Origin of the sequence: Paenibacillus sp. FSL H7-689, from assembly GCF_000517905.1 — a bacterium.
Taxonomy (GTDB): domain Bacteria; phylum Bacillota; class Bacilli; order Paenibacillales; family Paenibacillaceae; genus Paenibacillus; species Paenibacillus amylolyticus.
On the sequence record NZ_ASPU01000015.1, the window covers coordinates 92,236 to 106,362 of the forward strand.

The following is a 14,127-nucleotide window of genomic DNA, read 5'->3' on the forward strand; positions in this document are numbered from 1 at the left end:
CAATCTCCTATCATCGTAGACAAACAGACGGCACCTTTCGGCACCGTCCTTTTCTTTTACTATATCATTTTACAGTTGGATTGTAAGCGCGTTTGCGCCTGTTGCTGCTGTAACAACAACACCATTTGCACCAGACACTTGGGAACCACCTTCAACGCTGGATACACTTTCAATACCGCGAAGCACGATGTTCCAAGGTTTACCTGCACCTTCAGCACGAACATCCAGCACTGATCCATTACGTGTAACGTTAACTGTCAGCTCCTGTTCAGCCGCTTGGTTCACAACGACAGCTTGAGCCGTTTGACCATCAGCCAGTTCGAACAAGTGCAGGGACACATCATTTGCAAAGTCGTAATCCGGTTTACTATCCACCGCACCCACAGCGATCAGACTGTTTGGCTTAATCATCATTGGCAGTGTTTTAAAGTCATGGTTTTCACTGATCCAGCGTCTACCTTGTACTTTCGCTCCTGTCAGATAGTTCGTCCAAGTTCCTTCAGGCAGGTAATAACGCACATCACCTTCCTTGTTGAAGATTGGAGCCACCAGAATCGAGTCACCAAACATATATTGCGTATCCAGGCTGTATGTTGTTGGGTCCTCTGGGAAGTCCAGCAGCATAGCGCGCATCATCGGAATACCTTTTACCGTTGACTCAACCGCAGAATTGTACAGGTACGGCATCAGGCTGATTTTGAGTTTGGTAAAGTCACGAACAACGTCCACGGATTCCTCGTCAAACAGCCAAGGCACACGATAGGAAGTGCTTCCGTGCAGGCGACTGTGTGAAGATAACAGTCCGAATTGTACCCAGCGTTTGTATACGTCAGGGCTCGCTGTGCTTTCAAAACCACTGATATCATGGCTCCAGAATCCGAAACCGGAAAGCCCGAGTGAGAGGCCACCGCGAAGCGATTCAGCCATAGATTCATACGTGGAAGAGCAGTCACCACCCCAGTGAACCGGGAACTGTTGCCCACCTGCTGTTGCAGAGCGTGCAAACAGGGCAGCTTCGTTTTTGCCAATCTTCTCTTCGAGCAATTCAAATACAGCTTTGTTATAGAGCTGTGTATAATAGTTGTGCATTTTAACCGGATCAGAACCATCGAAGTACACAACATCTGTCGGAATTCTTTCACCAAAGTCAGTCTTGAAGGAATCTACACCTTGATCCAGCAGGACTTCCAGCTTACTCTTATACCAGTTCACAGCATCCGGATTCGTGAAGTCAACCAGAGCCATACCTGCTTGCCACATATCCCATTGCCATACGCTGCCATCGGCTGTTTTCACCAGATAACCGTTCTCCATACCTTCATCGAACAAGTAGGATTTTTCTGCAATATATGGATTGATCCAAGCACAGATTTTAAGGCCCTTCTCTTTCAGACGTGCAAGCATGCCTTCCGGATCCGGGAACATCGCTTCATCCCATACAAAATCAGACCATTGGTATTCCTTCATCCAGAAGCAGTCAAAATGGAATACAGAAAGTGGAAGATCACGTTCAGCCATACCATCTACGAAATGATTAACCGTTGCTTCATCATAATCCGTTGTGAATGATGTTGTCAGCCACAGACCAAAAGTCCATGCGGGTGGAAGCGCTGGTTTACCTGTTAATTTCGTATAATTATCAAGTACATCCTTTGGATTGTCACCGCCGATAATGAAGTATTCCAACGTCTCGCCTTCTACGCTGAACTGAACTTTAGATACATTCTCGGATGCAATCTCGTATGATACGCGTTCAGGATGGTTTACAAATACGCCATATCCTTTATTGGACAGGTAGAACGGAATGTTTTTATAGGACTGCTCACTGCTTGTACCGCCGTCCTCATTCCAGGTATCGACGATTTGACCATTCTTAACAAACGGTGTGAAGCGCTCACCGAGTCCGTAAACGTATTCACCAATACCGAGATCAAGCTGCTCCCGGAAGTACGCTTCCTTGCTTGGACCTGTAATATAACCAGCAGCTCTTTGACCGCTACCTGTAATCCGTTTTCCTCCATACAGGAAGCTAACGTCCCAACCATTTGTTTTGTCGATTTGAACTTCCAGGTTGCCACTTTTCAAAACAGCACCTTGTTCATTTTTTGAGATCTCAACGTTGGCTTCTTGTGTGTTAAGCTCAAATACAGGCCCTTTTTTCACGCCGCCCTTATGGTGATTCAAGGTTACACGAATAACGTTAGGCATTGGTGAGCTGTACGTTGCTTTCAGCAATGTACCGTTCAACGTGTCGCCTTTGCTGCGAATATATTTAGTTGCCGCATATACGGTCACAGAATTATCTTTTTGCACAATATCACGAATGTCAGTCGGGTTTTGAATCTGGTACCCTTCACGAGTCATCCAGAATCCATCAGTAAATTTCATGTTTTCTTTCCCCCTTTGGTTATATTATAATAATATTGATATTAATAACGAATTTCTTCTCTTATTTTGACCAAATATATCACGATTTTGATAATAACTACCCGATTCTTGAATATCATCACCAATCTATGGAAACGATTACATTAATAATGATACAAAAGGAGAATCTGATATGGAACGTGAACGATTACGGGAAGACCGGATTCACGGCAATGCCATGTATCCCGTCAGTGTGTACCCGGATATTCAACAACTGAACGGGGATAGCATTCTGGATTGCCATTGGCATGATGAGATGGAGTTCACCATGGTGACCAAGGGCTGCGCCGTCTTTCAGATCGATATGAACACTGTTGAGGTTCAAGCTGGAGAAGCGATCTTCATCAATCGAGGCGAGATTCATGCGGGGTATCTGAAGGGCGATGTGCCCTGCGTATTCTCTTCCATTGTATTTAATCCCGAGCTGCTTGGCAGCCGTACCTTCGATACGGTCCAAGAGAAATTCATCGGTCCACTGGTACGCAAAACGGTGATTCCCCCCAGTCATATCAAGGCAGATGAGAACTGGGGACAAGAAATTCTGGATCTCCTGAAACGCATATTTGCAGACCATGCTACCCGAACCGAAACGTGTGAAATGTCAACAAAAGCGTACCTGTACCTCATATTTGCCCGAATGTTCGAACATATGAGACCTGCTCCGCTCAAAGGCACTGTGGCTACAGGGAGTCATGACAAGGTAGAGCGCCTGAAATCCGTGCTCAGTTATATTCACAAACGGTATCCTGAACCATTAAAGCTGAAAGAACTGGCCGATGAGGCCAATATGAGTGAAGGACACTTCTGTCGTTTCTTCAAACAGATGGTGCAGAAAACACCTGTTGATTACATTAACTATTACCGTGTTCAGCAGGCCTGCGTTCAGCTTGAGAATACGGATCACAAAATTGTTGATATCGCCATGGATGTGGGTTTTGAGCATCTAAGCTACTTCATCACTACATTTAAAAAGCATAAAGCCACTACACCTTCACAGTATCGCAAAATGTTCTATGAGAACGTAGGAGTGGAGTCTGCCCTGGTACAGGTGTAAAAGGGTGTAAAAGAAGAAGGTGCTCACAGCTATTCAGCTGCAAACACCTTCTTTATCTACTTTATCAACTTTCCTGGGAACGAGTGAGGTAACGATCTGATCTGATCTGAGCCACATTGTCTCAGTTAGAACTCATCTCATTGGCTGCTATCAGCCTAACGCTTTGAAGCTTAACAGTGTCTTACTTTTTCAGCGTCTTCCATGAAGTGTACTCATGTACGGAGAAACCGTCAAAGGACGCATATACTGAAGCCATTTTTTCGACCAACTTTAATTGTGCTTCCATATAAGCAGATCCCTCTTCATAAAAAGTAATGAAGTCACCTTCCTTGCTTTGCTTTGTTTCCACGGCGATTGAGATCGTCTTGCCAAGCAGAGCTGCTTCCGCAAGTTCATCCTTCGCTACACTATAGATTGCAGCAGCTGTATCGCGGTAAGCCATAATGGTGATGGAATCAAACTTGCGAATCATCCAACTGCTTACGGCCATCGTTGAACCCGGAATTTTGTAGTTATCCAGCCAGAAAGGCAGATCAGCCGCAACCGGCATCTTCATCCGTGATGCTCGCTCAACAATGTACTCCACATTGCCTTGCCACTGCGTAATTACACTGGCCTGATTGATTTTCCATTGCGGGTGCACATGTGGTTCAATATCCAGATGAATACCAGCAAATTTCTCATTGGACAACGCCTGCGCCTGATATGCCTCGATCCAGTCCAGGAAAGATGCAATCTGCTCCCGACTTTCCGTCAGCCCCCAGGCTGATCTTCCATCCATGACGTCAACCGCAATGTTCTTGGCTCTCGCCTGGCGGATAAAACTTTTATACTCAGGAATCTTTATATCCCGGTTCATCTGCAGATAGATCGTATTGATCTTGTTCGCTGTAGCGTAATTTAACACCTCTTGAGGATTACTTCGGATCTGGGTGGTATCCCACACCCAAGTCGCTCTCACTGGCACATCAAGTTTTCCATGAATCGTTGCATAACTGTCAACTGAACCATCCGCTATGGCTTTGGAAGAACAGGCTGTACTCGCACACAGGATCAAACAACTCAGTAATACGATAAAACGGTAACCCCTTTTGCTTTTCATATTTGTACACTCCCTCTGAAGTTATCAGCTCTGACGTGCAAATCTGGATGAAATTGTGTCGTTTCATATTCATTTAATGGATACTTATTAGGTACGACGAATTTGGATTGCTTTTATATGCAATATCATCTTTAAGACTTACGACGAAAGAATCATATAACTATATTTCGGGAATTCGTAGTTCTGTATGTATAGTTCAAAAGTCACAATTATTTATTATTTTCAAATTCAATCCTTATTCCAGCATGACTTCAGTCATTATTGCCATATGTGCACCAAGCTCCAGAAGACCTAGAAAGCGTTTTCTCTCAAAATACACTAAAAAACCGCCCTAAGGCGGCTTTATATTGAACCCTATTTAATGATGTCTAGTCGACATTTCCGTTCATTCATTTCCCGATGGAGCTACCGGTGTATTGTCAACCACTTCATCGAAAAGAGACACCAGTTCAATACCTTCTGCCGAGATCCGCACAAGACCCTTGTCAGACAAACGTAATTCTGGAATCACAACCAGTGCGAGCAACGAAAGCGTCATGAACGCATTATTCAACGTACATCCTGCGGACTGTAAAGCTTCACTGACTGCTGCCGATTGGGCTGCAACGACTTCGAAAGATTCAGTTGACATCAAACCTGCAATCCGCAGCGGGAATTCGGTTCCCCCTGCTGCCGTTACCACGGCCACCCCGCCCTGCATACGAATGACGCGATTACCGGCTTCAGCCATTAACGCATCATCATTACCGATAATCAACAGGTTGTGACTATCATGAGCAACTGTCATCGCAATCGCTGCAGGTGATGTGAAGCCGATGCCTCCAACAAGCGCTACCGCTCGATTCCCGGTTTGTTTGTGACGCTCCAATACCGCAATTTTGCATACTTCCCCTGAAGTTGAAACCATAATCTTGCCATTCTCTACGGTAACAGGCAGGTGTTTCTCCTTTGTATCCACATGGTTCTCTGTCACATGAATGACTTTGGCACCAATCGTCCCCTCTACAATCGGTGCAGCCAACTCCAGATCTTCCGGCTGAATATTAGCTTCTAACTTCACCGTGTTCAGCGCTTCCTCCGGGTACGTGAAGCTGTCCCAGACCGCCGTCATTTTCCCATTCTCGGCTACAACTTGCCCGGCAGCAATTGTCATGCCCACACGTACATCCGCCAACCGGCCGTCCAGCAGAATAATATCGGCTATATTGCCCGGAATAATTGCACCAATGTCGCGCGCAACACCAAAGCGCTCAGCCGTGTTAATGGTTGCCATCTGGAAAGCCGTAACCGGCTTAACCCCTTGAGAGATTGCGAGACGAACAACAAAATCCATATGTCCTTCTTTGAGCAGCGATTCAGAACTTCGGTCATCGGTCACCAGCATCATCCGGCGTGTATCCAGACCAAGCTCAGTGCAGGCTTTGATCGTCTCAGCCACATCATGCCATGCCGAACCTTGACGCATCTTCGCGTACATTCCGAGTCGCAGACGTTCAACCACATCTTCCTTGGTCACACATTCATGATCCCCTGTAACGCCACTCGCTGCGTAGGCTGGCAGACGCCAGTCATCTGCAGCCCAGGTGAAATGACCGTCTGCCACTTTACCTGCCCGGAGGGTCGCCTGTATCTCACCAATCATCGTCTCATCCCCATAGACCACTCCAGGGAAGTTCATCACTTCACCAAGACCAATCATGTCCGGACCCCAGGAAAGAGCCTCAGCTACCTCTTCAGGCCCGATATAAGCACCTGTTGTCTCCAATCCTGGATGCGTGGAAGGCACACAGGAAGCCACCTGCATATAAGCAGCCATCGGTGTGGTCCGCGCTTCATCCAGCATCAGTCTCAGACCTTTGAGGCCAAGCACGTTAGAGATCTCATGAGGGTCAAAGAAACCTCCGGTTGTGCCTGAAGGCAACACCGCTCTCGCAAACTCGGTTACTTTCATCTGTGTACTTTCGATATGGCAGTGTCCATCCAGCAGACCAGGAGCGATATACTTACCGTTTGCTTCAATAATCCTCGTATGTTCTCCGATAGTGTGGCTTACATCTTTACCGACATAAGCGATTCGAGCTCCCTGTACAGCTATGGACATCTCAGGTAAAATCTCACCCGATATCACGTTTACCAGCGTACCTCCCCGAATGACCAAAGTCGCTGGCAAATCTCCCCGTGCTGTAGCGACCAGATCCGGTACACAATCGGCCATAAGTGGCCGTTCAAAAGATGATTTGTTCATTTTGTTGCCTCCTTTAATAAACGATCCAAAAAAAATATATTGTTACGATTATATGAGTCCGGACCTCATGTGTAAAGAAAAATCACATCCATTGTCCTTGAATACAAATTATCAAGTCATTTTTATCCACGGGACCCAATCCTTACGAATTCACGTTAGGTATTTTTATCAATACGATCACCTATATGGCTGTAACCTCATCACGTATAATTCCCTCGCTAAGCTAGCTTCTTCCCGATATATGTATCATATACAGAAAAACTCCCGTTCCATTGAACGGAAGCCTTCTTCATGCATATGAAGTGTTATGTCAGTCCACTTGCGCAGCAGACACCTTGCCAAGATCATACTTTTCTTCCGACTGGGCGGTAATGAACGGACTAAGTGCGCCCACGCAGTAAACGTGCAGTAGATGCATCGCTCGTGTGCAAGCCGTATAGAACAACTTGCGTTCATGCTCCTGAGCATACTGCTCCGCAGAGCCGTCATAGATCAGGACTGCATCGAATTCCACACCTTTGGCCAGATACGCTGGGATGACATGAACACCCTGCTCAAAAGCCAGCGTCGTTTTTTTGATTAACTTCGGTGCTGTGGGCAGCGCCTTACTCAATGTAGCATGTACGTCTCTGCTCTCTTCGGCGGTTTTGCAGATAACTGCAACCGATTCGTACCCTTCCTTAATCAAGTGCTTGAGGTCTGTCGTGATGACATTCATATGACGCTCTGAATCAGAAGAAACGATCACTTTAGGTTTCTCACCGCTGCGGTTAAATGGAATAATCTCTTCCCCACCAGGCACCATGCCACGAGTAAACTCCACGATCTCCCGGGTAGATCGATAACTTCTGGTCAGCTCAATGACTTCCGTGTTGTCTGGTCCGTACAGGTTAGTCAAAGGTCCTGTTCCACTAAGTACTGAAGAGTGGGCATAGATTGCCTGATTAAAGTCACCAAGTGCTGTTATTTTCGCCCGTGGGAACAATCTCTTCATAAATGCCAACTGAAACGCAGAATAATCCTGGGCTTCATCAATAATGACATGACGAATATTCGAGTTAATATGGAATCCAAGCATAAGCTCACGCAAGTACAAGTATGGCGTAATATCTTCATATGCCAACTCCTGAAGCTTCAATCTGCGTAAAGTCATCTTACAGATTTCATCCCATTGAGCAGGCAGCGCTTCATCACCCAGTAATCGTTCCATCTGAGCCTGATCGTTAAATAGATGTGCATATAATTGTCTTATATCAACGAATCGTAAGGACTTAATCCATTTTCGCAACGGTTTGAGTCGGTCACTGACCACCATACGTGCCAGAATCCCTCTTTCCTGCTCGAAGTCATTAAACGTATGGGTCTTTCCTTTTTGCTTGCGCTTCAACCGTTGATACGCACGTTGCAGATCCTCCGGCTCCATCAGATCAAGCTGCTGATCAACCCAAGGCGCATCCAGTTCACCTTTACCAAAGGCAGACAGTTCTTTCAGCATCCAGTCCCGTAACATCTCCAGTCGACTCACCAGCTTAACGGATGACTCGAAACTGTAGAATTTCTCAGCCATAGCCTCTGACGTGACAATCGCTCGGCCCTGGAAGCGAACCGGCTTGAATTTCATGCCACCTGACAACATACTTTCCTTATAACGTGTAATCACCTTGAGGAACGTTTCGGACGACTTGAAGCGAATGCTGGACATGCGAACATCGTAATCGGGATCTTCCGTCCCCGTAAGTACATATTCAAGCTGAATAAACGGATCTTCCAGTTGATATTCACGACCCAAACGGCGCTCCAGATACTCCTGGAAGGTCGTTTGCAACATGTTTTCCTCCCCAAGCTCAGGCAGTACCGTGGAGACATAACTGTTGAACATTGGATTTGGTGAAAAAAGAACCATCTGATCCGCTTGCAGATGCTCGCGGTATTTATAAAGAAGATATGCCACACGCTGGAGCGCCGCGGATGTTTTGCCACTGCCGGCTGCGCCTTGCACAATGAGCATTCGTGTCCGGTCATTACGGATAATCCGGTTTTGCTCCTTCTGAATGGTCGCTACAATACTCTTCATCTGTGCATCCGAAGTTCGACTGAGCACGGCCTGCAACAACTCATCACCAATCGTGACCCCTGTGTCAAACATAAACCGGATACGACCATCCCGAATGACAAACTGTCGCTTCATCTCTATATCACCGCTGATCTCCCCACTGGGTGTATGATACGTGATTGGACCCGGTGCTCCGTCATAATACAGGTTGGAGATTGGCGCACGCCAGTCGTAAACCAGAAAAGATTCTTCCTTCTCATCCAGCAACGATGCAATGCCGAGATAAATGCGTTCTGCATTTGGATATCCATCTTCTTTGAAATCAATGCGCCCAAAATACGGTGAATGATGCAGTCGTTTCATTTTATCCAACGCAGCCGCTGTATTGAGATGACTGCGCTCCCGATCGGACAATACCTGTGACTGCTGCCGCATGCTGGTTGAAGTCTCCCCGACATCATCCGCTTCGCTAAAGTTCATCGTGACTTCGTCCCAGAAGTCTTTTCTCATGCCAACCACTTCGTCACGGAAGGAACCAACTTCATCTTCCAGCGTTGTGATCTTGCGTTCAATCTGATCGGTCACGGTGTTGACCCGTTGTTGTTCCTCATTCCATTGCTGATCTGTACTCATATGTTAATAGCCCCTCTTTCCCCGGATTGTGTCCTCAAAATCCCATTTGACAAGCCCGAAAAGGCAATGGTATAATTATTAGAAAGTAAACATTTTAATTATATGTTAATTAGTTCTAATTTTCTGAAAACCATTTTTTATTGTACCAGTGACAACGTCCCGATGCAAGCGGAGGCGTTTTTTGTTGTTTTCTTCTTCATTATTACCCAATCACCGGGTACTCAACTGACTTAGCTACTCCTGCCTACTTTCGTAATTCTTCAATTGTCTCTTTCCAGCGTGTAATTGCTCCAAGTTCATCTTTTAATTGAAAGGTTATTCCTGAAGTGATCTCCGCATATGGCGCGTGATCCACACGTACCTGGAGCACTTGTGCTTCAAAACGATCTCTCGGATGGACAGCCCCCTTCATCTCAGGAAGCCGTTCTACTTCTGTACGAATATGCAGCAATCGATGTCCTTGAACCGCAATCAAGGTAGCCTTGCCTGTTTTGCTCATGTTCATACTGGTCTGTGTACCTTGCCATAGAGCCAGTCTAAGCTGATGCGGATTTATCGCAATCACTTCCCCCATACTGATCATGGCCTGATGCGGCCACTGATCCTCAGATACGGTCAGCAGTTGCATGGCTTCATGCTGTTTATGCTCCAGATTTGTCCCACTCAACCATTCCATTAATTCAGCGTCCAATTCCTCTATAATCATGTCTCTATCCCTCAGTTCGTTAATATTCATTCATGCCCTTCAGCCCTATGTATGACAAAACAACCCGGACACGATGGTCCGGGCTATGTTGTAACTACATTGTATATGATCGCCAAGCAGGTGCGCAATTCGCACTTAGAGAGGTTGTTCAAAAAGTCTACTTTTGATTACGAATCATGCCTAAGGCCACTTAAGCCAATTCAAAATTTTGTCCTGTGATTCTTTGTCTTCACTGGCGCTATGCACATGTTCGGCAAGTCGATTCAAACGTTCCAACTGATATCCATAATCATAAATGGCAGCAGCCACGATAGACAATCGTAACATCCCTTCCTTGTCGATATCAAACTGGGTGATCGCCTGCTCCATGAAACGGTCATTATCCAATACAAACTGTGCGGCCTCTTCCCCATTAGGTTTCAGCTTATCCTCGAACTTGAGCAGTGCATGCTCATGGAATTTGATAACCAGTTCTAGATGTGAGTCAAAAAACTGATCCATGGCCGTTGTCCGCGGTGCCTGGAAATAGTGGCGTTCCACCGAATCCAGCACCTCATACCCTTTTTGCAAACTCAGCAGCATTTGTTTGTAGACCACCATCTGACGAGTTTCGCTGAATTTCGAACGTTTCATCTTTTTCTGTTCCTCTTCGAACAAGTTATACTTGTCGGACAAAGACTTAATGGAACCGCCCAGGTTGCTTTTCTCCTCCCGGAATACAACTTCCTTGATCTCATCCGAGATCGAAGTTCGCAGAAGCAACGACATACCACTGAATACACTATGGATCTGCTTCACGAACTGAACCTTCGGTTTCGGAGGAAATACCGTAATGTTGATGAGAAACGCCGATACAATACCAACCAGTGTCAACAGAAAACGATTGAGTGCAAAATGCCAGTCACCCGATGCTTCCATAATGGATACAACCGTGACCAGTGTAAGGCCAACCGTCTCACCCATATTTAATTTAAGACAGATCATGATGACAAGTACAATAATTAATCCAACGGCGATTGGCTCATTGGACAACACCATGCCCCCCACCAGGGCGACAATAGCTCCCAGCGTGGTCGTTTGCAATTGATCCAGGAAGTATTTCCAGGAACGATAGATGGAAGGCTGCATGGCGAATATAGCCGCGATTGCGGCAGGCACGGGAGATTGCGGGTTCAAGAACAGGCTGCTTAGGTACAAGGCAAGCGTGACCGCGATCCCCGTCTTAAGTACACGCGCACCAAACGACATGGTGATGACCCCTCCTCTTTACCGAACCTGAAGTTTTACATTTGATAATCATGTTCATTATTACCCCATATTTCTTTTTTTGCCTGAATTCATTCAGGAGAACGATTTATTGTACCATGTAAGGTCTTCCGTTGCCATGTCATAAGTCAGAGGTATTATGAAATTGATTTCTTTATGTATGTTAATACACATTATTAACCCAAAAAGAAGCAAATCTTCAAAATGGATTTTCGCCACTTCAAAGATTCGCCTCTGTTACTTATGATACCTCTGTGGAATTCTCATGCTTATTATGCCTGCCTAACGGTCCGTGCCCTCCCATTCCCTTTTGAACTGGTCCACAAACTGCACCATATAATCATGACGCTGTTCCGCCAGCTCCTTGCCATAGGCGGTGTTCATCAGATCCTTGAGCTTGAACAACTTCTCGTAAAAGTGATTTATCGTTGTGCTGCGCCCATTGCGATATTCCTCTCGGGTCATCTGCTCCCGTGGGGGAAGGGACGGATCGTACATCTCGCGCCCCCTGGCGCCTGAAAAGGCAAAGGTTCGCGCGATCCCAATCGCACCCAATGCATCCAGTCGATCCGCATCCTGTACAACCTGTGCTTCAAGCGAACTGACCGCAGGACGCTGTCCTCCCGCATATGAGATGGTGCTAATAATACCCACAACCTTGTTACGTATATCCGGGTCAAGAGGCTGGGTATCCAGCCAGTCATTCAGTTTGGCCATCCCGGCTTCCAAGCTCTCATTCAGCTTCTCATCCGGTACATCATGTAATAATGCAGCCAGTTCGCAGACAAATGGATCTGCACCCATGCGGTGAGCGAGTTCAACCGCAAGTGCGGTTACCCGTTCAATGTGCGGCCAGTCATGACCATCACTATGCTTGGATGAGTCCCCTTGAACAAAGGATCGGGCGGCGCGCAGAACAGCCTCTCCTGCCGTTATTCCATCTATTTTATGCATGTGCCCTAATTCTTGCAGATTCCCGCCAGGTTGAAGAGGGTTCTCTGACATCTTACGATTCCCCGCCTTCACGGGCCTGTTCACGAGGAATACGTCGAGCTACACCCGTCTTAATAGCTGCTTCAATTACGCGACTGCGCATCGATTTGACTACTTTATCATTGAACACACTCGGAATAATGTAATAACGTGTACGCTCTTCGTCCGTAATGGCCGAAGCAATCGCTTGCGCGGCTGCCAGCTTCATTTCTTCATTAATTTCGGTGGCTCGGCAATCCAAAACTGCCCTGAAGATGCCCGGGAAACATAACACATTGTTAATCTGATTCGGATAATCGGATCGTCCTGTTGCCATTACAGCCACAATGTCTTCCACCAAGGCAGGCATAATCTCAGGCACCGGGTTTGCCATTGCAAACACGATTGGATCTTCTGCCATGGTCTCTATATCTTCGCGAGTTAACAGATTGCCGCGGGATAGGCCAATGAACACATCGGCTCCACGAATGACATCACGCAGCGAGCCAGTCTCCAGTTCGGGATTAGTACGAGCTGCATAATCACTCCAGACTTCATTCTCATAGGTTTGTGTTCGTACAATTGCACCCTCACGATCGACACCTATAAGCCGGCTGGCCCCCGCGGACAATAATATGTTGCTGCATGCTACACCTGCTGCACCGATGCCACAGACCACAATCTTCACATCTTCAATGGACTTGCCCACCAGTTTGAGCGCATTGATCAGACCAGCATATAACACAACCGCTGTGCCATGCTGGTCATCATGAAATACAGGAATGTCCAATTCCTCATTCAGACGACGTTCAATTTCGAAACAACGCGGTGACGAGATATCCTCCAGATTAATGCCGCCAAAACCAGGTGATATCGCTTTCACAGTACGTATGATTTCCTCGGTATCCTGTGTATCCAGGCAGATTGGGAAAGCATCCACACCTGCAAACTGTTTGAATAACATCGCTTTACCTTCCATGACAGGCATCGCTGCACGAGGCCCAATATTACCAAGCCCAAGTACCGCACTGCCATCAGATACGACGGCCACTGTATTCCGTTTAATTGTCAATGAGAAGGCTTTGCCGGGTTCTTCTGAAATGGCTGAACATACACGAGCCACATCCGGAGTGTACACACGTGACAGATCTTCCCGGTTTTGAATCGGGGTCTTTGGTGTTACTTCGATCTTACCGCCCAGATGAAGCAGGAAAGTCCGATCCGATACGTTAATAATGGATACACCTTTGAGCTGGCGCACCCCTTCTATAATTTTACTGTTATCTTGTGCATCTGTAACTGCGACCGTCAAGTCGCGCACGCTTACATCCTGATTGGTGGAAATCACGTCGATGGCAATGATGTCTCCCCCAGCTTCCGAGATGACCGAAGCCACTTCGCCAAACTTGATATCCTTAGTTGTCATTTCCAGTCGAATAATAATGCTGTTACCATCCAGATTTCTTTGATTCATTTCCATTCCTCCCAGACTGAAAGTCTTGAGTTACATGTTACGTGTTTGTCTTCGCTACGCGGACACGTTTATCCTTTATCTTGTCCAGAAAAAGTGGTTCAACAGCCAAATGCATAAATTAAAAAAGATGCCCTGAACACCAATGCAGGCGTTCAGGGCACTCTTTTTCTATCCTAACTCCGTTTATAAAGTAAG

General features: G+C 46.5%; 9 protein-coding genes. 1 reads left to right on the top strand and 8 read right to left on the bottom strand.

Annotated features, from left to right (window positions below; translation table 11 throughout):
* Positions 1-69: 69 nt before the first annotated feature.
* Positions 70-2,388, bottom strand: a complete 2,319-nt coding sequence (gene yicI / locus C170_RS11395; protein ID WP_036609535.1) for an alpha-xylosidase — start codon at positions 2,386-2,388, stop codon at positions 70-72.
* A gap of 172 nt (positions 2,389-2,560) precedes the next feature.
* Between yicI and C170_RS11400 the strand changes: the two genes are divergently transcribed.
* Positions 2,561-3,481, top strand: a complete 921-nt coding sequence (locus tag C170_RS11400; protein ID WP_036609538.1) for an AraC family transcriptional regulator — start codon at positions 2,561-2,563, stop codon at positions 3,479-3,481.
* 181 nt (positions 3,482-3,662) lie between these two features.
* Here C170_RS11400 and C170_RS11405 read toward each other — a convergent pair whose 3' ends face one another.
* The 7 genes from C170_RS11405 to C170_RS11435 form a co-directional block, all read right to left on the bottom strand.
* The gene (locus tag C170_RS11405; protein WP_036609539.1) at positions 3,663-4,583 is read right to left on the bottom strand and encodes a hypothetical protein; all 921 of its coding nucleotides are present in this window, start codon (positions 4,581-4,583) and stop codon (positions 3,663-3,665) included.
* Positions 4,584-4,968: 385 nt separating this feature from the next.
* Positions 4,969-6,828 (bottom strand): adenine deaminase, encoded by a 1,860-nt coding sequence (locus C170_RS11410; protein WP_036609541.1) that lies wholly within the window; start codon positions 6,826-6,828, stop codon positions 4,969-4,971.
* Between the two features lie 310 nt (positions 6,829-7,138).
* Positions 7,139-9,514 (bottom strand): RNA polymerase recycling motor HelD, encoded by a 2,376-nt coding sequence (helD, locus tag C170_RS11415; RefSeq protein ID WP_036609543.1) that lies wholly within the window; start codon positions 9,512-9,514, stop codon positions 7,139-7,141.
* A gap of 244 nt (positions 9,515-9,758) precedes the next feature.
* Positions 9,759-10,220: a hypothetical protein gene (locus tag C170_RS11420; RefSeq protein WP_036610913.1), complete on the bottom strand. Its 462-nt coding sequence runs from the start codon at positions 10,218-10,220 to the stop codon at positions 9,759-9,761.
* 180 nt (positions 10,221-10,400) lie between these two features.
* Positions 10,401-11,468: an FUSC family protein gene (locus C170_RS11425; RefSeq protein ID WP_017689291.1), complete on the bottom strand. Its 1,068-nt coding sequence runs from the start codon at positions 11,466-11,468 to the stop codon at positions 10,401-10,403.
* Positions 11,469-11,768: 300 nt separating this feature from the next.
* On the bottom strand, positions 11,769-12,491 hold the full coding sequence (locus C170_RS11430; protein ID WP_081745915.1) for an HD domain-containing protein: 723 nt from the start codon (positions 12,489-12,491) through the stop codon (positions 11,769-11,771).
* 1 nt (position 12,492) lies between these two features.
* Positions 12,493-13,932, bottom strand: coding sequence for an NAD-dependent malic enzyme (locus C170_RS11435; protein WP_036609544.1), 1,440 nt, complete (start codon positions 13,930-13,932; stop codon positions 12,493-12,495).
* Between the last annotated feature and the right edge of the window lie 195 nt (positions 13,933-14,127).